Raw genomic sequence first — 22546 nt, forward strand, 5'->3', positions numbered from 1 at the left:
GCCTGATAGCATACGCTCTTACACGTCTCTCCTGGCCCGGCAAGGCAGGTATTTGAGTAGGATCGGATACTCGTGCCACCAGAAGCATCCACGGTTCGTTACTCGCGACTAGTTGTTCAATCGGCCGTTCTTCACTCATGATCATTCTCGTTTATTTTCTTGTAGTCTGCCTCCGCCTCCATCTCGATCAAGATCCTCAAATAGTTCAACATGTTTTGCTTACCTTCTTCAGTCAGGGATATTCGTTCATCGGGCAGTAGCTTCCTCCGAACCAGTTTCCCTAGCTTCTTCTTACGTCCTATAGGCCCCTCCTATCGTTCTCTTATTGGTTTTATTCTGCGGGTCTCACCGAAGTCTCTGGGTGACCGGATCAGACCAAGATCCCCCGAGGATGCCGCGTACGCCGTGGCAGGAGCTCCAACTCCTCGAGGCGGCGGCGCATGGCGTCGAACGACACACCGAAGAACCAGGCGAGCAAGGCGACCTCGTGAATGTTGCGGTCACGCCACAGTTGCTCTACCCAGGGTCGGGGCATGAGTACCGAGGCCGCGAAGGTATCGGCTGTGCCTTCCGCAGCCTTGTGGGCTTGGCGTGTAGGAGCATCCGGGATCATGCGCAGACCCTCGGTCTCCACCTCGGGGTGGTCGAGGATGTGCTTTAGCTCGTGCATCATCGTCCAGCGTCGCCAAACCAGCGGCTCCAGGCCGTTCAGCAGCATGAGCCAGGTGCCGTTAACGAAGGAGAGGTCAGCCGGGCGCGTCAGCGCGAGGGTTTCGTGGACAACAAGGCGCGGCAGGTTCTCAATAATTGCTTCCGGGACGGGCGGTCTCGTGATGCCGCTTGCTTCGAGCAGAACGCGAGCTTGACGCTGCGCTGCCTCGCGCGCTTCTTCTGGGCTGCGAGCAGGGCCGGTCGGTGCCAACTCGCGTAGTCGAACGATGATGTTCTTCATACCGATGGTCTCCCTCATTTTAGCTATCGTTATAGTTTGGCCCACCTCTCGGTCATGGCCTCGTAGATTTCCTCTAGCTGCCGGGCTTGCTCCTTGGTCAGCCCGTACTTATCGCACAGGTAGACCTCCAGCTCCGGCAGAGTTTCAGGCAGGAGGTAGCCCGCGAGCGCGAAATAGTCGCTGGCCGGCACATCGTAGGCTTTCGCCAAGCGAAGCAGGTAAATTGGATCAGGCCGGCCCACTTCGGCCTGCTCCAGGCGCGACAAGGTAACGACCGGTACGTCGCTGATCTTTTCCACCTGGCGAGTGGTCATGCCGCGTGCGGCACGATGACCGCGAAGCAGGCCCGCTAGCTTTTGTAGGTTCTTTTCTTGCATTCTCTGTGTACTCCTACTTTTTCACTATCTACCTCCTGTTCCACAATTGCAATTCAAAACTGAGATCCAAAACTGAGAAAGAGTCTTCTAGGAAGCTGGGAGGCGGGATCGATACACGAGTCTGCATCGATCCCGCCTCAGGTGGATAAGATTGCCGTACGCCGCCTACGACAGCGGCGCTGGCGGCGAGACCGGAGCCGGCTCCGGCACTCTGAACGGCACGACCCGCACGTCCTCGACGTCCGGCTCACGCTGCGCCAACCGCTTGGCGTAGACGTAGGCGATCAGGACGTCGTCGAACGTGCGTCGGCTGCCGTTCCAACGCTTGGCTCCGGCGCGCTTCTTCTGGACTCGGAAGGCCTTGGCCTCGGTCCACAGCTCGACGTATCGGGCCGGGATGGTGGTGTCCAGGCTCAGACCGTTGAGCGGTCCGACCACCATGGCGTCACCGGCCACGAAGTCTTGGCCGCGGAAGAAGCGGTTGTGGACTGAGGCGAGCACGGTGGCCCGAGGATTGGGCCGGAGCCCCTGGATCTTTCCCTCCTCGTTCAGGTACATCGTGCCGTTCGGCCGGTACAGCTCGACCGGCTCGATGTTGCCTCCCACCAGGTCCTGGAAGGACTGGAGGTTCTCGGCCGGCACCGCCACGAGCCGGAGCGGCGCATCGGAATCCGCCGGAATGCACAGCGCGGTTATGATCGTCACCGCGTACACCACCTTCATGGACCATCGGCGCATTGCCTGAGACGGCGGTCCGGTTCCGTCCCAGGCCACCGGCCTGCGCGCACGGGGCGCGAGACGGTGGCCTGAGGCCGAAAGGTGAGGTGGTGGACCCGGTAGGAACGGACGTGTGCCGCCCCTACCGGGTCGATCGAACAGGTGCCGCCCGCCTACCGCGTCCGGGCCGGCTTGGCGCCCTCCGCCGGTGGCGGACCGGCCTCTGTGCCCAGAAGAGCCTGGATGGCCTGGCGACGCTCGGCAGCGGCGCGCTCGGCGTCGGCCACCGCCCTGGCGGCCCGCTCGGCGAAGTCGGCTTCGCCGCGCTTGGCCTCGACGTACAGCTCCACGGCCCGGAGCAGTCCGGTGCCCATGGGTATGTCCTCAAGGCCGCAAATCAGCTCAAACTGGGCGTGAACACCCGGTGGCAACTTAACGGCCAATGTCTTGTGGCCGCCGTTCCTGGGTTCCGTCATGGCGGAGGTCCTCCTCGGTGCGGTGCGGCCGGCGATCCCCCGTTGGGATCACTGCGGCCGCATGACATCGGCGAGGACGCCGAACCCGAGGAGTTATGCGGCCTTGGTCCTTGAGGTGGCGGCAGGCTGCCGGCCTGCGCGGGCGCGACGGATGCGCGCCATGGCCATGGCGGCGTACTCAGGGCTCAGCTCGATGCCGATCCAGTCACGGCCGTGGGCTTCCGCAGCCAGCGCGACCGTGCCTGCGCCCGCGAAGGGATCAAGGAGGATGCCGGGTCGCCACGCGGCCTTACAGGTGCAGGCGGGCTGTAGCTCGCGCGTGGCGGCGCTTGCCGTGGTGGCTGGACTCCCCGTCCGGCGCCAGGGCTGGCCGCAACTCACGCACACGCGCTCCGGACAGGTGGCAAGGAGCGGCCGCTCGGCGAGGGCGAGGGGGAAGGTCGCGAAGTGGGCTTCGCGAAAGTTGGCAGTCCCGAGGGTCCAGACGTCGCCCGGGTTCCGCCCCCAGGGATGTCCGACGCGGCCGGCTACCTTCAACCGCGCCAAGCCGTTGTTGAGGTTGGTACGGCGAAGCGTTCCGAGGTGGGCGGCTGCCGACGGCGGCGGGTACACCCGGCCCGCGGCCTGAGCCTGCTTCGGCTGCTGGCTTCGGTGGGGCATGCGGATGGAATGAAGATCAAAGTAATAGGTCGTGGAGCGGGTAAGGAAGTAGATCAGTTCGTAGGTGTTGCTCAGGCGGGTACGGGCGCTCGACGGCATGGGGTTGGACTTAGCCCAGACGACCTTGTTGCGGATGATCCAGCCGTCGCCCTCAAGCGTGATCGCGAGTCGTTCCGGCCCGAGCAGGAGGCTGCCCTTGGCCGCGCCTTCGCGCTGGTGCCGGGCGTACCCGTCGGCGATGTTGAGCCACACCGAGCCGGTCGGGGTGAGGACACGGGCGACTTCGGCCATGACCGCCCGCAGGTCCGATACCCAGCCATCGACGTTAGCCTCCAACCCGAGCTGGCCGCTCGCGCCGTAGTCACGCAGGCCCCAGTACGGCGGGCTCGTGATCACGCAGTCGACCGAGGCCGCCGGCAGCTCGGCCAGACGCGTCCGCGCGTCGCCAACAAGGATGGTGCGGGTCCAGGGCGCTGCCCTGCGCACCATCTTCAAGCCGCGACTCCTTCGCTGGTCAACGGACCCGGACCACCGCCGATGAGAAGCGTCACAGCCCCCTCGTACAGCCCAACACCGAACAGCCTCCGTCCCGCTCGGGGACCGGTCGCTATGGCCTGTATGAGCCGGGCGGCATGCTGTGGGCTCTTGGCAAGGAAGATCACCTTCGGAAACACGCCACCGTGCTGGGTCTGCTCCCGCCCGGTCAAGTAGTAGGCGTAGTAGGCCTCGGCCTTGCGGCGGATGGTGGCGGCAGACTCGTTGTCGAAGTCTGCCTCGACGAAGAACACGTCGAAATAGTCGACCCCGTCCAGCCGGATGAAGGCGTCGGCCCATAGGGTCACCGGCTGCCCGAAGGGGCCGGCGAAGCGGCGCTCGGCCTCTGGAATGAAAGCGCTCAAGGTGATGAGCCGGGCGCGATGGACCTCGGAGAGGCCCACGTACAGCTCGGTCACCGCCAGAATGTGGTCCTGGAATCGAGTGGACACCGACCACGGCGACCGCGCCGGCGAGCCGGGGCGGGCCAGTCGCATACCTGCCGAGGTGAGTTGATAAAGGCTGCCGTCACTGCCCGCGCGCTTCCCGCCGATCTGGCGCTCCAGGCGGGCGATGAGCTGTAAGTCCTGGAGGCGAGCCAGCGTCCGGCGGGCGGAGCGCGGATCTACCGCCGGTAGGTGGAGCCGACGGAGTTGGCCTCCTCGGGCCAGCCGGAAGGTCGCCAGGGTCCGAAGGATGGCCCGGTCCCGCTCGTCGAGGCGGGCGGCGAGGCCCGCCAGGGCCGCAGCCGTCAGCCGAGGCGACGAAGCAACTACAGACGCCAAAGGGGTATGAGTCGCCGCCGCTGGGGCCAGATTTCCCGCCTCAGGCGCGCCCGTACTGGCCGTGCCACTCGACCCGATCGGACGACCGACCGGACGTCTCATATGGCCCTCCCGCGCCCTACGGGGCCATCCTCAGGGGGTTCCGGGACCGGGGCGAACCCCGCTTCGATCTCGGCCCGGTCCACGCCGTAGCGGCTCCGGGACAGGGCTGCGACCTCGGCAGCTCGGCCAGGGATCGGTTCAGGCAGCGGGCGGGTACGGATGGACACCGGGTCCGCGACACCGCCGCCGATAGACAACCGCGCGATGGCCTCGAACGGCGGCAAGGACATCAGTGCCTCTGGCGTCACGAGCGGCCCGAACTCTGGAGCCAGGATCTTGGCGTCGCCTGCCGATGCTTGGAAGCTGATCTTCGACCGCGCAGAGTTCAGCACAACGCTGCGCAGGGCTGGCGGGAACTGGGTCGGGCTCTGCGCGGCGAGCGACAGGCCTACGCCGTACTCCCGCGCAAGCACCAACATGTCGGCCAGGTCCACCGGCGAGTCCAGGAACCGTGGGGCCTCGTCGATGGTGACGAAGGCCGGCGGGCGGGCGCCTGGGTCCAGGCGGATGCGGCCCTGGATGGCGCCCCAAAGCCGGGCAACGAGAACACCCCCGAGCAGGTTGGTGACTTCGCTCCCGAGCGCGCCTTCCGCGAGGTTCACGAGCAGCACCTTGCGGCCGGAGAGCACCTCGCTCATCGAGAAGGTCGACCGAGGCGCGGCCAGCACCGTTCGGGCCATACGGCGGCTGATCAGGGGACGGAGCTTATTCGACGGAGCGGCCAACATCGCGGCACGTTCAGCCGCGCCTAGGGCCCCGAACCAGCTCCAGAAGGGTGCCAGGACGGGATCGTTCTGCACGCGGGCTACCGCCTGGAGGCGGAAGCGCTCGTCGGTCCACAGTCGGAAGAGATCCAGGATGGTCGTGTCCGGTACCCGCATGAGGGTGTGCAGGCTGGAGGTGAGTAGGTCTGTGCTGCGGGGGCCGAGATCGCCGTAACGGTGATGGAGGATGGCGACCAGGTTGTCGACTGTCAGCTCGGCATCGCCGCCGGGTTCGGTCGCGAGCAAGGGCAGGGGTACCGGACGCTCGTCCGTCGGGTCCACCACGATGCAGTCGGCAATGCGGTGGGCTGGGATGCGCTCCAGGAGGCGAGCCACCAAGCCGCCCTTGGGGTCGATGACGATCACTGATCGACCAGCTTCAAGATCGCTAAGGGCCAGCGACGCCAGGAGCGTCGATTTCCCCCCGCCGGTTGGGGCGACGCAAACCAGGTGCTCCATGGCCCCGCGTTCCGTGAGGGCCACGGGTCGCTGACTGCCGCTTGCCAGGCCGTCGCCAACGATGCGGCCACGGGAGCTCACCACGGCCGAGGCGGGCAGAAGCTGGCCGCCGCCGTAGCTGACACCCGGAAGCATCGGGCCGCCGATCTGGATACCGGCCATGGCGGCGGCCTCCGCCGCGTTGAGCAGCACTGGCACCTCGCCAGTCGGTGTCGCCGCTCGGTCGAGGCGCATCACGCCGCCGCGGCCCCGGTCCTGCGGGATGAGGCGGATACCGGGAGCGCTGAGGCTGCCGGCCACACGGCCAAGGCGGGATAGCAGTGCCCGCGTCTTCGCGCGGGTGGCAGCATGCGCGCCTATCCTGACGGCGGCCGTCAGGAGCGGTTCTTCGGCCTTCGCCTTGGCCGCGCGTCTGGCCTCGGCGTCCGGCCGCGGCGGCTCCGATGCAAACAGCGGCAGGACGTACCGCCGCCAGCCGGTCAGGGCCGCGACGTCGGCCGCCTCGATGAGGCCATTGCCGCCGGCGGGCGCCAGCACGAGTTGCCACACCAGCATCTCGTCCGGAGCCAAGGGCCACAGAGCGGCGAGGATCGAGGCCGCTACCTGTTCAGGCTGGTCCAGCCGTAGTGGCCGGAAGGGGTGCGTCGCACGGAGTTCCCATACGCCGGATGCCTGGTACGCCGGAGCCGACGCGGGCTCCAGCCGGACCCCAGGAATCGCGGCCTGCATCTGGCGGATGTGGTCGTCCGCCGCCCGAGCCGGGAACCGGACCTGATGGCTGATGCCGGAGCTGCGACCGATGACTTCCACGGCGACGCTGTCGTGGCCGCTCCAGCGGGAGCGGTGCAGGCCGGTGAGGCTCCGCATCCAGGCGACCAGCTCCTCGGCGGTTACTTGCCGCCCGAAGGTCGCGGTGAAGCTGAGGCGCTGCTGGTCGTAGCGAAGCTGATCACGGCGGCGGTGCTCCAGCGTGGCACCGAGTCCTGTGCCCGCAGCCGCGAGCGTTCCGAGCGTGAGAAGGGCCGCGAGGCGGTCCAGCTCAGTCTCGAAGTCCAGCCTCCTCTTGGCTGTTTGTTCGCTTGAGCGCTCGCACGAGCCGCGCTGTGCGGCGCGGGCGGCGACCCTTGCGTTGCTGTTCCTGAGCGAGGTCCAGCAGCACATCGGCCAGCTGGCTCACATCGAGTTCCTTGCGGATAGCTTTGATTCGAAGATTTCCTATAACACCCTCCTTTCGCCGTTCCAAATTTGCAACAAAACACCCGAAGTCGGTAGCATATTGTTTACACTTGGCTCGATTTTGTTCCAAAATTGGAACAAGGTCAAGGCTATTTTTCACACTCGCATGCCATTGGAGCGCGAGAAGGGTCAGGCGCCCCCCGTACAGCGCCTGACCCTTCTGCTCAGACCGAGCGGTCTAATAACGCGACCGCTAAACCGTGATGTTCTCGTACCGCAGGAGTCGATCACCTCCCCCTCGACAACGAGCACGATCAGAAACCAATATGAATTTGTGTAACCACAAGCAGGCAGTACAATAGCAGGACGAGAACGCCTACCTCGACCACACCGCGAAAACTCAGATGCTTTCGCAACCCTCCCCTGTGCCTAAAAATCGCGAGGGCTAACCCTAGAATAAGGACCAGAAGTCCGACAGCTAGATAAGGGATAATGGTGGATGCAATGGGCATTGGTATCCACTATGAGGGCAAATAGCCGTATCGTCAAACGGCGGCTCGAACCAGCCGCGCAAAAGCGGCCTGTCCGTCCCTGTTTGGGTGAAAGCTCTCTTGCGTCCGTCCACCCGGGACGTTAATAACGAGGCGGTTCATCCACATCTGATTTCCGCTACAGATTTCGTGACCACTGAAGGCACCAAACGTGTCAACGTAGCGGAAACCAGCCTTCGTGGCCGCCTGCGCTATGACACCGTCCAGCTTTGCTATCTCGCTATTGATCCAAATCATATCGGACCGCGCGAACTGAAAGGTCGCCGGGGCCGGGGAGGCGGGAAGGCCCGTCGTAGTCGAGCAAAGCTGAGGCGGATTAGCTGGAAAAAAGCGAGGGTAGCCTAGAACGAGGACTTCGGCGGCTGGCGCCTTCTGCCGGATTGAGGCATAGAGATCGGGAAGATTGTCGGTTGCCCGACCGGTACCAATCGATAGATTGTTGATCTCACTATCGACAGCACCCGCCCACACCGATTGGCAGGTCCTCTCCAGGACAAGACGTTTAACACAGTAGTCCATTACGTCGGCAAAGCTTGCATTGTTACCCCCAATGCTGAGAGTAACGAGCTTCGTGTCGGTCGTGAGCCAAGCGAGTTGCTCGATCTCGGCGCCATTCGCCGGTATCCCGCGGCTGGCTGGATGATTCGAGCCGAATGATCGGTAGAAATCCTGGACGAGGGCTCCGCTGCAGGCGTGGAATTGGAACCGAGTGACGGAAAGCGCCGTAGCGACGATGGGCCCGTAGGCAGCAGCCGACCGGTGACAGCGATTGTCGGTCTGGTCGGTGCCCGAGAGATACTGGGTACCACCCCCTACAATGGCAGGAGCACCCTCTCCGCTGGAAAACGAATCGCCGAGGGCGACGTACTTCTGGTCAACTCCAACGGTACGACACCCCAGTTGAGGGTTCTCCGTGTTTCCCAGGTATCCGTCGTTGATGGCAAACACGCAGACCGTATGAAAACCCGAGCCCGGATAGCTCACTGCGCCGTCGAAGCCGTGTCCCGCCCCGTACTCCGGATAGAGCTGGCCAATATCACTGCGAGACTGGCCGGCGCTGAGACCGCCAATGAGTTTTCCATCTATGTACACGTGCACGGGTATTGCGCGAGCGGTATCAGGATCAAGGGCCCAACCCGCTACACGGATGGTTGTGGGTCCTTGCTGTACCAGATCGAAGCTTCCGGTGGGCACGTGGCTAAAGTTGATCGTTTTACATCCCACGCTCGGGTTGCCCGAGCCGGCGCCTACATTAATGCCATAGACACAGACCGTTTGTGTTCCGCTCGTACCCCAGGGCAGTTGCCCATCGAAACCGTGATTCGGACCGTACTGGGGATACGCAGCACCGATGTCCGGCCGGCTTCTTCCAGCATTCATGGCCCCCAGCAAGGTCCCGCCGATGTACGTGTGTACGTCGATCGCTCCGGTCCCGGCATTGGGATCGAGCGCCCAGCCGCCGACACGGATACCGCCCGGGACTTCGTGGACAAGATCCAGACTACCGATCGGGTCATCAGTATTGGCGGCCAGGCGAATGTCCGGAAGTACTGACGGCATCGACAGCATCAATGCGGTCACGCCTGCAGCGGCGACTCCCAAAGTCCAGGAGAACCTAGATCGTCTCGATCTGAATCGTGAAAGCATGATGCCTTTCCTCGGAGGAGGCAAGCGGCAGACTTCTTGATCAACGCGACCCTACCGCGGTACTCCGAACCACCACACGTCACCAATCCAGCGCTCGCCCTGTCATGTGAACGCGTGACAAGGTAGCGAGCAGAAGCCGGCTACGGCTGGAGCCCATCCTCCGCGACCCGTCGCGCAAGCTCCAGCTTCGTCTGTGCCGGACGTCCCACCGCGCGGTACTTCTCTTTGACCCGCCGCAAGTAGGTGCCGACGGTTGCTTCACTGACCGCCATCCGCCCGGCCACCTGGGCGAGCGTCATTCCGCTGGCGTAGTGGGACACTGCGCTGCGCTCCTGCTCGCTGAGCTTCGGTCGTGCCGGCAGCCGGTCAGTCACCCAAGCGAAGGCGAGATCTCTGGAGAACGCCGTGCCGCCGGCTGCCACTTCGCGGACCGCTCGCTCAAGCTCATGCGGTTCGGCGTTCTTGGTCACGTACCCCTCGGCGCCGGCCGCGACAGTGGCCCGGATCTCGTCGTGGTCGACAACCCCCGACACTATGAGCACCCGGAAGCCTGCCTTGACCAGTGTCCGTACGTTATCAGACGGCTCCGATCCGTCAGCGAGCCGCAGGTCAAGGAGCACGACGTCGACCGGGCCGGTTCGCTCGAAGAATTCACGCACCGTCCGGGCAGTGCCTACGACGTGGAAGTCTTCGATGTCATCCAGGCACCGAGCGAAGGACAGCGCCACGAGCCGCTGGTCATCCACCACCGCCAAGCGGATCATGCCGGCCACCGTAGCTCGACCATCGTGCCCTCGCCGGGCAAACTCGTGATCTCGGCGCTGCCCCCGACCCGAGCAAGACCATTCCGCAACGTTTGTGGCAGGCCAATGCCTGGCGCAACCGGCTCGGGCAACCCGGGACCGTGATCGACAATGGACACCGTGACCGCGTCACCCTCACCGAGAGCGGTGACCCACGCCGCCGAAGTCGTGTGCTTCGCGACGTTCGTGAGCGCTTCGCCGGTTGCCTTCATGATCGCGTCAACCACCTCGGGCGGGAGGTCGGCCGGCAGGCCGTGGTACTGATAGTCGATCGTCATGCCTTCGGCGCAGCGCTCGCGGATCAGCTCTGCGAGATCTGCACCGAGGCCGCCGCTCGGCCGGTCCGTGACGTTCCCCTGCATGAGATCCCGGAGGTACTGGGCGTTGCGGCCCGCGCGGGCTCGAACAGCTGGTTCGTTCAGCCGCAGGACCCCTCGGGCGACCAAGGTCAGGGTCGACAGCACATCGTCATGGATGCGACCGAACTGCTTGATCCGATCCACGCTGGCCGCCTGTAGTCGTTCCGCTGCCAGCGCCCGGCTCGTCGCCTCGTCTTGCCGGCGGCCGGAGCTCCGGACCATCCGTGAGGTCACCGCCGCGAAGACGATGTAGAGAAGGTACGAGCCGCCGTTGCCGATCGTGTCCGCGCTCGGTCCGGGGCTGATCGCAAAGCCTCGCGAAGCACCGCCGACATGGGCGACAGCCAGGGCGACGGCGGAGGCTAGCGCCCAGTCCAGGCGCAGCGCGAACGTCGCCCCGATGACCGTGTTCAGGGCGAAGGGAAACATCCAGTTTGTCCAGGTTTCGCCAGTGCCTGGCGGGCAGGCGGCACCCACGATGACGAGTCCCGCGACCGTGACCGCGACGTCAAGTGTCGCCAACCCCGGATCGGCATAGCTTCGACGTCGCCAGCTCATGTACAGAAGCCAGCCCGACCAGCCAGTTTCGGCGACGAGCACCCCGACGACCACGCTGAACGGGCGATACGAACCGCTCTCCGTACCCGCGACGACCGCGCCTTGGATGATGAAAGCCGTCCGAAGCAGGGCAAAGATGACGAAAATATGCCACTCAGCCTGAGCCTTGCCGCCGATGGTATCCGCCGGCCCTTCGAACCACCGAATCGCCGGATTCAGAAGGCGGCGGAGCCCGACCCAGCCACCGCCTTGGTCGCTCGCAAGAGTTGCCATCCTCGTAGCCCCCGCTCACCGAAGTCTGGATGATCGTAGAGGCTCCTGGCGGGCAGTGGTCGTACGGTCGGCCCGAAGGAGCAGTCCCAGAAGTTGCTGGAGCGCAGAGACAATGTCGGGATCACAAACCCCCTCCGATAGACCTTGGGCACCCGTGGACTGGCGGATCTATCGAGCGAGGTGTGATCGACGAGTGTCCAGCGGGTTCACCCGGGGCAGGCCCGCGAGCAGGCCGTTCAGGAACCGGCGCAGCCGGTGCCGAGACTCGACCCGGGCAAACTGGGCCTCGAGGTGCAGGGCGAATCCCTCGAACGCGTCGCGTAAGTAGTCAGGGTCTACGCTGTGGCCCATGGCCATCTTCGGTGGCCCCACCGTGTCCGGACCAACCGCGTTAGATCAGGCCAGCCCGGCTACCCAAGGCCAACTCACCAGCCACAACTGATCAAACATCTCCGGCCGGAGCACTAACCGGCCCATTCTGGTTGGGGTCGACCCAGATCTCGCGGCAAACCACGGCGAATGACGACCAGGCTATCCATGCCGGCGTCTCAGGCGTTTCAGAATTTCGCCTCCGGGAACCCCACAAAAGTACGCTGGCCGGCGACCATGTGGTCATCGGGCTGTGCGCGCGTGATCTGCGCGTGGACAGCTCAGGTCAACCTACAGCGCCTATTGGAGATCGTATGTGGAGACCTTCCTGGCCTCTAGCCGAGGCGGCTGACGGAATCAAGGACATCATTTTAGCCATGCCATCAAGGCGTTCCCTGTGGAAACAAGGAAGAAGGGAGGGATACTATCTGGCCGAGACTGAGATGCCGCATATCGATCCCGACAACGACATTAAGGTCAGTATCGAGCCGAGCAGGCTGAGATCCCAAAAAATGCGGCTACTCGTGAAAGACCAACGTAGCGCCGACGCTCGTGCCCGCGGCTGGTTCGGGCGCAGGTCGCTGAACCGACAGGCGTGGGTGCCGCAAAACATCCGTGACCATGCGGCGAGCTGGAGCTACGTGTCCGGTGTCCTCGTCGTAGGGGCGCCTCTGCGTGAGCCGCGAAGCGAGGGCCCCATCCTGGTCGGTCGAGCCAAAGCCGCGGGCGCGGAGAACGGAGGTGCCGCACCCTAGGCATTACAAGCCCGCTCGATGGGGTAGGCCCTTTCTCAATCAGGTCTGAGGAGGAGAGACACCCATGCGACGGAAAGGTTGCGCCGCCGGGTCGATGGAGGTGTCCCTACCACACCCGCGCCGACGATGGGCGGTATTCTGGCTGGCGTTCAGCCTCTGTGCCCTGGCGGGTTTCCTGGTGGGTGTGCCGGACGTAAGACACTTATGGTACGCGACCTCGAGCAAACAAGACTCGAAATGGTCGCACGTGCTGATGCTGTCGGGCGTGCTGGCCCTCGTTCTTTTCGTCCTCGCCCGCACCCGGGATCTGTGGCGGCGGATTGACGCTTATGCGGCGCGGTTCATCGACGTGCAGGAGCTGGTCGACGCGACCAGGCAGGCATCCGTGGATCTGTCGCTCAAAGACCTGACCGCTCGTTTTCGCAAGCACCTGTCCGAATGCAGCGTCGAGCTACCAGCGACCCTGCCAGCAGTGCCGCCCGCCACCCAGTTCCTCGATCTTCTCGGTGACGTCGACCTCAGCCCCAAGGAGCTCGGGAAGAGCATTCCTCGCCTGCTCGGCAGGCTGCGGCAAAAGCTCTCATACCGGATTAGCGGGGTCCTCCTCTACCGCGAGGAGCTCGCAGAACCATACGGCATCACGGTCACTATCACCAGCTTTGCCCCGTCAGGGACCCGCATGGCCACCCACTGGGGGCGAAGCTGGGACGAGGTGATACAGAGGGCAGGCTACTGGGTTGTCGGGGCACTGCTGCCGATAACTAAGCGAGGAAAACAGGCCCCCTGGCGCGACTGGCGTTACCGCGATTTCCCGCCCGAGCTGTTCGCCGCCTACCAGGAAGCGCAGAGCGCGTATCGCGAGCAGCAGTTCGAGCTGGCGCTCGGGCGGTACTACAAGGCGTTGTCTTATGACCCGAAGAACATTCACCTGCGTGCGCTGGTGGGCGCCGTGCGCGAGCGACTTAAGCAGAATCTGCACGCGCTCGATATCTACCAACGTACGCTGACTGTGCAGGCGGCGACAAAGAACTATGACGAGCGTCTGTGGTTCAGTCCTTGGTCGCACTGGTGCCGGCTGCGTGGCCGGCTGGCCTGCCTATTTCATCCCCGGGCGTATGCCGACCTGGTCGGCGTTCGTTACCGCAACGCCATCGTCCTCGCGACCTCGGAGATCACCGTCAAACAGTGGTGCAAGCCGGATGACGATACCGCCCGGGGCCAAGACCGAGAGAAGATCCGCGAGAGCCTCCAGCCGATGCTCGTCTCCCGTTACTGGCCTGTAGCCGTCGATTTCGCGCTGGGCGGCCTCGATCAGAACGCACGCGACCGGGCGGAGCGCGATGGCGAGGTCGAGCAGCTCACGAAGGAGTGGTTCGAGACGAAGTTGGAGAGGCGTACGGAGCCGAGCCTGCTGCGGGTGCTTTTCCAAAGGGCTGGCCTTCAAGAAATGGAGCTGCTCAGGCGAGACAATGGCTTTGTCCCGCGCGTGGTACGGTGGATCTTCTGCGGTCCCTTGACGCTTAGCGGGGCCGTGGGAGCAGGGTCGGGCCTCACCAGACCAGCGATCCGCATCAACCAAGTGTGGGCTCCGCTCAGATGGGCCTGGGCGAAGAAGGCTTACGAGACGGCGGGCGGCAATCTGCCACCCCGGGGCGCTGGGCAGGAGCGCCGTACTCGCCCGAAGCACTTTTTCGAACGGATGGAAGAAAAGGTTCCGTTCGAGACCGCGCCCGAGAAGCTCGTGCAGAAGATGGCGAGATGGTGGGGCAGGCGGACAGGCCGGCAGTGTTCCGCGAGATGGGGATGGCAAGAGCACTACAACGCGGCCTGCGTGCTCGCCGTGGCGATGAATTACTATACCCTGCCGTTCGTAGACTCAGATGCCACAAAGAAGCTGGACAAGCTGGCGGGGCTTGCGATAGCCCATCTGGAGCGAGCCGTCCAGGGCGACGACCAGATCTCGACAGGCGTCGAGATGGCCTGGATGATTAGTGAGGACTCCGATCTGGACCGCCTTCGCGACAACGAACAATTCGCGCGGTTCGAGCGGAGGATATATCTCTACACCTGGAACCAGAATCCATTCGACCGGCAGATGAAGTACTACGAAGAGCGCCTCCTCGGGGAGACGGCGGACCTGATGGCGCGCCACTGGCGTGAGCGTGGCGCGCGCGCCACTGTCGAAGCGGCCGAGGTGCACCGGTGGGTCCGGTCAGAGAAAGACGCGTGGGAACACCTTTACCATTTCGCGGCCGACGGAAAGCACTATGTCCCCGACCGGTTAAAGCTCATTCACAGTGGAACCGACGTTCTCTCCACCCGGGATTCTCGTTACCCGCCACGGCTTTTTGAGACCCGAGAATCGGAGGATCTCGCGGAGCTCACCTCGGGCGACCTGGCGGCCAGGTATCGCAGGTGCGCCGACGGCGCGGACTGGATCGACGAGAATCTGCAGGTGGTGGCCAACTGCGTCGGGGAGGACTCCACCCGCTCTCCAATCCGGCGGACCCGGGACTGGGTGACGGCCCTGGAGAACGACCAGCGTGCGGGCCTCAGAACGCTGACGCCGGACAAGCACGCCGAGATACAGCGCCTGTGCTTCAGGCTCGCCGCGGCCTGGGGCGACCTCGCTGCCTGGCCAACCGTGAGCCGGGGTGAGCGGCGTTTCCGCAAGTCACTGCGCCTAGTCCCGAAGCCGTCGTCGCGGTGGCGTACGTGAAGGCCGGGCTGAGTCCCGAGGAGCCGTCAGCGACGTTCGCATGCGCGTCTACCCTTTCAGGAAGACAGGGGGTACCCGGCGTACGCCTCGCCCAAGGCGCCCAGCGTCGTCGAGTAGCTCCGGAAAATCGAGGAGAGTTGGCAAGTCGACGTCGGAGAAGTCCTGGACCGTGCCCCTAGATGTGTACATGGCGATGTAGGCGGCCGCCCGGCAGTCGCCGCCGGGCTCGACGACGTGCACCCCGACCGGCCCGCCGAAGCCCACGCAATACAGTTTCACGCGGCACGCGGCGGCGGGGTGGCCTCGGCTCGGAGTTCCGGCGTTCACTAGTGGGACCAGAGCTGGCCGGACCCTCGGCGCTGTCGGCCCGGACGCGCACGATCCTCAGACTGCTTGATCAGCACCAGCTCCGGCCGTAGCCAGCTTCTGTTGGCTGTCTAACCTGATTCTTTCGGGCCTCTGGGATGGCGGTGCGCTCAAGCAGCGGGCGGGCTGGGGGCACTGCCGAGCAGGTCGGACCAGTCGAGGCAATAGCCGTCCCAGGGCCCGGCCCAGTCCCAACCGGTGCGGTCGCCTGGAGCATTCCGGGCCTGCTCGGCCAAACCGCGTAGAGCGTCCGGTAGGTCCGTGAGGCCGGCGATGATCACCGTCCCGTGGCGTTCGGCGGTGTGGGAGCGAGCCAGGAGGCTGGCCATCTCCCGGTCCGGGACGACCACGTGGCAGTAGGGCACGGCCATGCTGAGCGCGTCGATGTCGTGGACCGCGTTCATACTCCACGGCTTGGCGGCGCCGCGGAACAGCTCGACCTTCAGGTCGACGGCGATCCGCAGGGACGGGATCGCGTCGAGGAAGGCAGCCAGGCGTTGACGCGACAGCTTCGGACGGTCGGGGTTGATTCCAAGGTCACGGGTAAGGCTGATCCTGTACTCGCTGGTCAAGTTCTGGAACAAATCAAGATGCTCGCGGAGCAGCTCGCGGGCTTGGAGGCGAACGCGTAGTTCCGTCTTGCTGGCCGGGTGGGCAGCGAGTACGTCGACGTAGCTCGTCTCCCAGCTCAGCCTGTTCGCCACGATCTCAGTGATCACCTCGGGTCGATAGCCGTAGTGTTCCCGCAGGTAGCCGGCCTCGGCGTCGCTCGGGCCTGCCAAGACCATCAGTTCCGTTAGCTGGTTGGCTTTGCGGAGCGACCCCGGCATCCCCCCGATGGTTCCTAGGTCCACCACACCATCCGGGCCACGCAGGACCAGACGGCCCGGCTCGCCGACGAACGCCCAGCGGACGCCGGTGCCCAGGACGTCTGGAGCTTCGGGGCGGAACGCTGGCCGACCGACAGTCACGTGCATGGCGTGCAGCATCTGATGACGCAGCAAGATCTTCTGTTCCCGCAGGGTTCGGCAGTAGGAGATGGACGCCATGGTCCGAGCAAGGTCACGCCGCCACCGCAGTTTTGGGATCTTGCTCGTTTCGATGTGATGAGTCGCGGACAGGGGGAACGCCACGCCGTCTGCGGCGGCATCCTGAACCGCAGCCAGCACTTGAAGGTCGGAAGGCTCCTTCGGCTCGCCTTTGGAGGCCTTCGCCAGGCGGACCCACACCCACTGGTCCAGATACACGCACGGCCTCGCCGGATGCAGGTCCAGGAAGCTGGGGCCGACGGGTTCGCTCACGCCGACCATCGTTCCAGTAAGTCAGGTCTCCCGGCAAATATTTATCCTGACCTGTGCTGGGCCTTCATCGCCGTGGCTCGGGACGTCACCCAGGCGAAGGTTCGGGGATCTCCATTCTCCCTCGACCCGCAGCAGGACGACGGCGCACGACCGGACACCCGCAATGCTCGGCCATGAGCACTGGCTGAGGGCTGGGAGTTAGCTACCAAGAATTTGTCTCGGCCGACATGACGGAGGCTTGGCGAAAGGCGGTAGCTCTGTCGTGGATTAGTCCCTGCGGCCGCGTTCTCTGTATATACATTTTCATAAAACTGTTCGAGAAATTTATCGTTCATAACTGTCACTAATGGACTGAGCGGGTGGATGAGACTTGCACTCATCATGCTGGTGTCCTGAGGCTCAGTAAACTGATTACCCTCAGGCTTTCATCTGCGGTTTTTTGATTATCCGCAGGACGGCGATCTAACGCCGTTTCACCCAGATATATAATAACAAATCGGTAGGATGGCGGAGCATACGCCCCGCCATCCCCTCAAGCTGAGTTACCGCGCATGCGGTGGCGGATCGTGCCGACTATCACGTCCCTTGCTGACGTTCTGGTCGGTCCAGTGCTCGTTTACCCGGTTTCCTTCTTCGTCCAGGTCCCAGGATACACGAGTGCCATCTGCGTAGTATTGCGTAGCGTGGCCCTCTCGATCGCGAATACTATAGATGCCGCGCGCACCTCTGGGGCCTTCGCTACTGACAGAGCGATCGTACAGAACACCGCGCTGGCGATCCTCATAATCCGTAAAGTTCTGCGAACCATGCGGGTCGTATGGATCGCGTCTGTAGGTCACGTTTCCGGAAGACTCCATGGCATAGTGACCATGACCGGGGCCAGCGGGCTCGCCCACTCCACCGAAGTAGACGTTATAAGTTCCGTCGTGTGCGGTTGAAACCCATACATTGTCGAGGTACTGATTCGGCACGCCTGCCCGTTCAGCAATAGAGCGCTTGTCGTCCTTGCGACGCTGGCGTTCACCACGAACCGCTTCGAGTCGCCGCTTGAACGCATCCTTGGCCCGCTCGAAGTCGGACTTCGCACGCTTGAATTCGGCTTGCTTTTCTTCGTGCCTTGCCTTGGCGCGGTTATGCTCGATCCTTGCATGATCGAAAGTTGCCTTTGCCTGCTGGAAGGCGGGCTTTGTGGCCTCATGACGGTCCCTGGCGTCGCGAATTTCTTGGACGAGCTGTCGCCGTTCGGCCACACATTCCTGCGCTTCGGCCTTATATCCACGACCTTCCTCGGCATATGCGCTCGCAGATGCACCATCACGCGAATCATACGCAGACGAGGCGTTGTCGAAGGCGTCCTTCATGTTCTGAAACGCGGTCTCTTGCTGCGTGTTCAGGCTGTCGATACGAGGCCCGTTATTGTCGCGCACTCGCTGAAGGGCTTGCCACGCATCGTTCTGCACTTCATACGCCGCCTGCTTCGCGTCGTACGCGCGGTCCATCGCTTCACGCGCTGCTGAACGTCGTTCCCAAGCTTCGGTTTGCGTCTGGTACGTGCTCTGCTTGCGCTGAAATGCCTGGTCCTGCTCGATTTTAAGGCGATCGAGTTCAGTGTCTCGGGCCATGCAGTGTCACCTACTCGTGTGAAGGGGCGAGTTATTTTCATCGGGGTTCCCCCGATTGGTGATATATTAGAACGAATAGTTTAAAATGCAAGCATGAGCATTTAGTTGCCGTTTGTTGGCTATGACGGAAGCGCCTGTTCGATGGCGACCAATCCTCGGCTGGTGGTCTAAAATTCGAGGTCGCCTGAGGTATATGAATGGCTCTTGAATTTAAGAAATCTCGTAGACGCCAAGCAGGATTAGGTGCGACGCCAAAGAAGAGCTCGCCGGTTCGCGCGCACGCTCTTCGGCGGCAGCCTCCTTGTCTGCGACCACAATCCCAGACTTCTTTTCGGCTCCGCAGAGCGTAGCTCGGTTGTGCCGTATATTCATCGGTTATCCAATAGGTATCTAGCTGCCTCATCGAATAGCACGACTACAAATAGCCCTCGCTCACCACTCTTACGGGCGTAACTTTCGAGTTCCCGCCGACGCTCCCGATCGGGAACTGTCCACACCACGAGTGGCATGATCGGGCCATCGGTTTCCACGTCCCAGCTGTGATACACCTGCACGTACCGCCGAAATTTTCCTTTGATCTTCTCGTCGTGTTCGGTGGCGCGGTCGACCTCAATGAAGAAGTGGCCGCCACCCACGATGGCGTAGGCGTCGGGCGTGAACGGGGTGACGCAGATGCGGCGCGGCTTCTCCACCCAGTACGCCTCCGGGACCTGGACAGTCGCGAGTCTCACGTACAGCTCGGTGATGTCCAGGCGGTGCGGATCAGCCCGGCCCCGGTCCTTCGGCGGGGTGAAGACACCCTGGGCGGGATGGTCGAGCGGGTAGATTCCCCAAATGCGCCGCACGAGGCCCAAGCTCACGAGGCGCCGCTGATGTCGGTTGGCGCGTGTGCGCGCGCTCTCGGCGGTCCCCTGGTAGTGGAGGCGCTGGAGCTGGCTGCTCGTGATCTGGCCGAAGCGGGCCACGGACGAGAGCACGGACAGCTGCGTCACAGACAGGCGGGCGGCAGGGGTACTCATGGAGTACCTGTCCCGACCTGGGCGCGCCCGCTGAGCTGGCCAAATAGCCCGGTGAACCGTTCCATCCAGGGAATGGCTGACGGAAGGGCGCACGGAACAGGTAGACCGCCGGCCATCACGCTCGTCCCATCCTCGGCCGCGGCCCGTCTCCCGTGCCTGAGCGGTACCGCTCGCGGAACTCTGCTTCGACCTCTTCAACCGGGCGTCCGTACCGCGCCCTCGATGCCTCGACGATGGCTTCACCGCTACGGGTGGCTTCCGGCGGCGGCAGGGTAAGGCCGGTGGCCGTGGGCGCGTTGCCCGATTCAGTCATGAGGGACAACGCCACCTCGAACCTGCCAAGTGAGTCGAGGTCAGTGCCTTTTAGCGGCTTGAACGCCCGCTCCAGCTTGGCGCCGTCTTCGGGGTCGATCCGGAACGCAACCTTGGTGCGGGCATTGGCCCGAAAAGCCTTGGCCGTCTTCTCTGGGAGCTGCCCGAGGTGCTGGTGGGCCCCCACGAGGCCAAGCTGGTAGCTCCTGGCCTCGGCAAGCATGTCGTCCAGCGAGGTGGCCAGGCTCAGATAGTGCTGCATTTCATCGAGGATGAGCGCCACCGGATAGCGCTGAGCATGTGGCCGGAGTCGAATCTCACGCCAGATTTTATCGACCAGAAGGGAGCCCAGCATGGAGCCGTTTGCCTCACCCAGCTCATGCTCCGGCAGCGGTACGAGGATGATTTTGCGCTCGCGAACGGCCCGGCCGATGTCCAGCCCGTCGCGCTGGCCCACCATGTTCCGGATGGCCCGCGACCCGAGGAAGCCGTCCAGCTTGTTGATCACGGAGTCGAACGCGAAGTCACCGATGTCCTCCATCCGCCGCCAGAACTGGCGGATGTCGAGGTCTGTGGTCGCGTCCACCACCCGCGACCGGTAGGCCGGGTTCGTGAGCAGCTGCTTGGTGTCGTAGAGGGTGAGGCCGTTGACCGCCGAGGTGAGCACGGCGTAGCGGAGGATCTGCGCGAGCCTGGCACCCCAGGAGTCCGCGTACAGCGCCTTGAACAGGGAGACGACATGCGCCGCCGTCTGCTCCGGGTTTGGGCCAGCCAGCACGTTGAAGCCGATGGGGTAGGCCGTGTCGGTGGGGTCGAACCACACGACGTCTGCGGCCCGATGCTCCGGGACGCTGCGGAGCACGTCCCGGGCAAGATCTGCTTTGGGCTCGATGAGGATGACGCCGTGCCCCTCCTTCATCATGTGTATCGCCAAGTTGTGGAGGAAGGCGCTCTTGCCGACTCCTGTCCCGCCGATCACATGGCAATGGGTCATGAGCGCCTGCGGCGGCATTGCGATCAGCCGGTCTTCCATGCCCGGGTAGTTCGAACGCGCCAGCACGAGGCCAGCCCGCGGGATGCTCACGGCCGGCGCCAGACGTCGGGCGCGCCCACTGGGTAGGCCCGGCACATCAGGGCTGCCGAAGGGAAAGGCCAGGAGCACGGCAAGCTCCGGTGCGCTGTAGCCACTCCACCCAGCCACGACTCCGGACCGCTGCGCCAGGCGGCGACGGACGGCCGAGGCCGAGGCCGCTTGCTGGCGGAAGGAGACCCCGTAGCGCTCCATCGCCTTCAACCCGGATCGCAAGCGGTGCATGAGACGGTCCGCGTTTGGCCCTCGGCTGGCTAGGCGGCTGACGGCCCGGAAGTTGGGCTCGGCCAGCTTCTCTTTGGACTCAGGCTGATCCGACGCCCGATGACGGCCCGGGTACAGCACCCATTGGAGGATGAGTGCGTCCTGACTGGCCAGCGATGACAACTGGCTGAGGATGGTTCGGGCCGCAGCCTCGGGAGGGGCGAGGCGAAGCGCAGCAACCTCGTTGGTGAGCCCGACCTCGACAGCCCGGTCCCAGCGGCCTGCGGCCGGGTCGTCGCCGAGCTTCACGAGCGTGCCGCCGAGGTGGGTCCGGAACAGGCCTTCGACGTCTGCCTGCACATGGTCCGGGAAACTCACCAGGTGCTTGATGCCTCGGGCGTCGGCGTACACCTCGAACACCACGGCGTGCGGGCGCCCCAGCACCCCTGGCCTGGGCATCCCGTGCAGCGATCGAATGAACGCGAGGACTCGGTCGTGGGTGAGATCAGCCGGGAACGAAGCCTCGTAGACTCTCCGGCTTCGGTGGTAGTGGTTGCGCTGGTTGCTTCGCATCGCGGGCACGGCAGCGAGGAACACGAGCCCGCAGCCGACGAGGACCAGCGCCGATTGCATGTAATAGCGGCTCATGGCGGGTTAGAGGCCGCTGCGCCGGCGCACGAAGTAATAGATCACGGCTGCTGCCACCGCTCCTCCGACGGCAAATGGCAACAGCGGCATGAGTTCCTGGATAACGCTTTGTGCCACCATGAGCCCGAAGATCAAAGCGATGCATGTCTGGAATATGTTCTTGGCCCGACGATCGCCGCCACCGCCACTCATTTGCCCTCCCGTGGGATTCGTTTCAGATCCAGCCTTAGCCGGCTGGCGATAAGCTTGATGAGCCACGCGTGCAGGCGGTAGCTAATTTCTTCGCTGACCCAGACCACGAAGCGCGGAACCAGATCGCGTGAGACGCAAAATCCACACACAAAGCAGATGGCCGCCAACACGAGGGCGACAGTCATCGCCTGGTGCCGTAGTTGACCATGATCTCAACCATGATGTCCAGCGTTATCTTTCGGATTGCGGCTGAGGTCATCGCCTGCGAGATGTCATCGGCCGCGCCAAGGGAAGCCTGTGCCTGAGCTATCCGGACCTTCTGCTCTACCAGGCCACGCAGCTTGTCGACGTTGATGATCCGCTGCTCGGCCGTCATCAGCTCTATCTGCTCTTCAAGCTCTGCCTTGCGGCCACGCACGATGGCGTTGGCCTCTACCTCGCGGACGCGCCGCAGGAGCTGGCGACCCTGAGACGTTAGCCGGTCTACGCCAGGCGGCCGGTAAGGCTCTATCTCTCCCATGGCGACTACTCTCCATGGATAGAGCGGTCACTGCGGGTGGCGCTTAGGAGGTTTGGCAGCGTTCTGTCATCCGTCTGACATGAGACTTGCCAAGAGGACCACATGTTGGCTAAACAGTTAGGCAGTCCCTTCGGGGACCATCTCCGTACCAGCTAGTAACTCCAGACCGGGCCGTAAAAAGTCACGCCTTTGTGCGGGGCATCAACCAGGTCACACAGCTCCACGGCAGACCGGGC

Annotated in this window: 19 protein-coding genes; 1 reads left to right on the forward strand and 18 read right to left on the reverse strand. The window is 63.9% G+C overall.

Translation table 11 applies throughout. From position 1 onward, the window contains the following. Positions 1-370: 370 nt before the first annotated feature. The 11 genes from I6A60_RS08515 to I6A60_RS08565 form a co-directional block, all read right to left on the reverse strand. Positions 371-952, reverse strand: a complete 582-nt coding sequence (locus I6A60_RS08515) for an ImmA/IrrE family metallo-endopeptidase (protein WP_203012086.1) — start codon at positions 950-952, stop codon at positions 371-373. A gap of 29 nt (positions 953-981) precedes the next feature. Then, complete coding sequence (locus tag I6A60_RS08520) at positions 982-1329, reverse strand: helix-turn-helix transcriptional regulator (protein ID WP_203012084.1); 348 nt, start codon at positions 1327-1329, stop codon at positions 982-984. Between the two features lie 165 nt (positions 1330-1494). Continuing rightward, the gene (locus I6A60_RS08525; RefSeq protein WP_203012083.1) at positions 1495-2034 is read right to left on the reverse strand and encodes a DUF3846 domain-containing protein; all 540 of its coding nucleotides are present in this window, start codon (positions 2032-2034) and stop codon (positions 1495-1497) included. A 185-nt stretch (positions 2035-2219) separates the two neighbouring features. Further along, positions 2220-2420 carry a hypothetical protein gene (locus I6A60_RS08530; RefSeq protein ID WP_203012082.1) on the reverse strand — a complete coding sequence of 67 codons (201 nt, stop codon included), beginning with the start codon at positions 2418-2420 and terminating at the stop codon, positions 2220-2222. Positions 2421-2615: 195 nt separating this feature from the next. Further along, a complete protein-coding gene (locus tag I6A60_RS08535) occupies positions 2616-3671 on the reverse strand; it encodes a site-specific DNA-methyltransferase (RefSeq protein WP_203012087.1) in 1056 nt (351 codons plus the stop codon). A gap of 2 nt (positions 3672-3673) precedes the next feature. Then, on the reverse strand, positions 3674-4603 hold the full coding sequence (locus I6A60_RS08540; RefSeq protein ID WP_203042642.1) for a replication-relaxation family protein: 930 nt from the start codon (positions 4601-4603) through the stop codon (positions 3674-3676). Further along, positions 4600-6987, reverse strand: coding sequence for a type IV secretory system conjugative DNA transfer family protein (locus tag I6A60_RS08545; RefSeq protein ID WP_203012508.1), 2388 nt, complete (start codon positions 6985-6987; stop codon positions 4600-4602). The genes I6A60_RS08540 and I6A60_RS08545 overlap by 4 nt, the downstream gene beginning before the upstream one ends. 560 nt (positions 6988-7547) lie before the next feature. Beyond that, a complete protein-coding gene (locus tag I6A60_RS08550; RefSeq protein ID WP_203012510.1) occupies positions 7548-9134 on the reverse strand; it encodes an SGNH/GDSL hydrolase family protein in 1587 nt (528 codons plus the stop codon). A 206-nt stretch (positions 9135-9340) separates the two neighbouring features. Further along, positions 9341-9964, reverse strand: coding sequence for a response regulator transcription factor (locus I6A60_RS08555; RefSeq protein WP_203012518.1), 624 nt, complete (start codon positions 9962-9964; stop codon positions 9341-9343). Beyond that, complete coding sequence (locus tag I6A60_RS08560) at positions 9961-11193, reverse strand: sensor histidine kinase (RefSeq protein WP_203012519.1); 1233 nt, start codon at positions 11191-11193, stop codon at positions 9961-9963. The genes I6A60_RS08555 and I6A60_RS08560 overlap by 4 nt, the downstream gene beginning before the upstream one ends. A gap of 168 nt (positions 11194-11361) precedes the next feature. Next, on the reverse strand, positions 11362-11544 hold the full coding sequence (locus I6A60_RS08565) for a hypothetical protein (RefSeq protein ID WP_203012521.1): 183 nt from the start codon (positions 11542-11544) through the stop codon (positions 11362-11364). Positions 11545-12564: 1020 nt separating this feature from the next. Here I6A60_RS08565 and I6A60_RS08570 point away from each other — a divergent pair. Next, entirely contained in the window at positions 12565-15036 is a 2472-nt protein-coding gene (locus tag I6A60_RS08570) for a hypothetical protein (protein ID WP_203042641.1), read from the forward strand. A 48-nt stretch (positions 15037-15084) separates the two neighbouring features. On the opposite strand, the gene I6A60_RS08575 is transcribed toward I6A60_RS08570, so the two are convergent. The 7 genes from I6A60_RS08575 to I6A60_RS08605 all read right to left on the reverse strand — a co-directional run bounded on the left by I6A60_RS08575 (position 15085) and on the right by I6A60_RS08605 (position 22310). Then, positions 15085-15315 (reverse strand): hypothetical protein, encoded by a 231-nt coding sequence (locus I6A60_RS08575; protein WP_203012524.1) that lies wholly within the window; start codon positions 15313-15315, stop codon positions 15085-15087. A 197-nt stretch (positions 15316-15512) separates the two neighbouring features. After that, a complete protein-coding gene (locus tag I6A60_RS08580; protein ID WP_203012526.1) occupies positions 15513-16703 on the reverse strand; it encodes a hypothetical protein in 1191 nt (396 codons plus the stop codon). Positions 16704-17245: 542 nt separating this feature from the next. Beyond that, on the reverse strand, positions 17246-18325 hold the full coding sequence (locus tag I6A60_RS08585) for a hypothetical protein (RefSeq protein WP_203012528.1): 1080 nt from the start codon (positions 18323-18325) through the stop codon (positions 17246-17248). Positions 18326-18693: 368 nt separating this feature from the next. After that, positions 18694-19344: a replication-relaxation family protein gene (locus tag I6A60_RS08590; protein ID WP_203055588.1), complete on the reverse strand. Its 651-nt coding sequence runs from the start codon at positions 19342-19344 to the stop codon at positions 18694-18696. Between the two features lie 115 nt (positions 19345-19459). Continuing rightward, positions 19460-21598, reverse strand: a complete 2139-nt coding sequence (locus I6A60_RS08595; protein WP_203012539.1) for a type IV secretory system conjugative DNA transfer family protein — start codon at positions 21596-21598, stop codon at positions 19460-19462. Positions 21599-21604: 6 nt separating this feature from the next. After that, the gene (locus I6A60_RS08600; RefSeq protein WP_203012541.1) at positions 21605-21790 is read right to left on the reverse strand and encodes a hypothetical protein; all 186 of its coding nucleotides are present in this window, start codon (positions 21788-21790) and stop codon (positions 21605-21607) included. Between the two features lie 181 nt (positions 21791-21971). Beyond that, positions 21972-22310, reverse strand: coding sequence for a hypothetical protein (locus tag I6A60_RS08605; protein ID WP_203012543.1), 339 nt, complete (start codon positions 22308-22310; stop codon positions 21972-21974). Between the last annotated feature and the right edge of the window lie 236 nt (positions 22311-22546).

Origin of the sequence: Frankia sp. AgB1.9 (assembly GCF_016786355.1) — a bacterium.
In the GTDB taxonomy this organism is placed as follows: domain Bacteria; phylum Actinomycetota; class Actinomycetes; order Frankiales; family Frankiaceae; genus Pseudofrankia.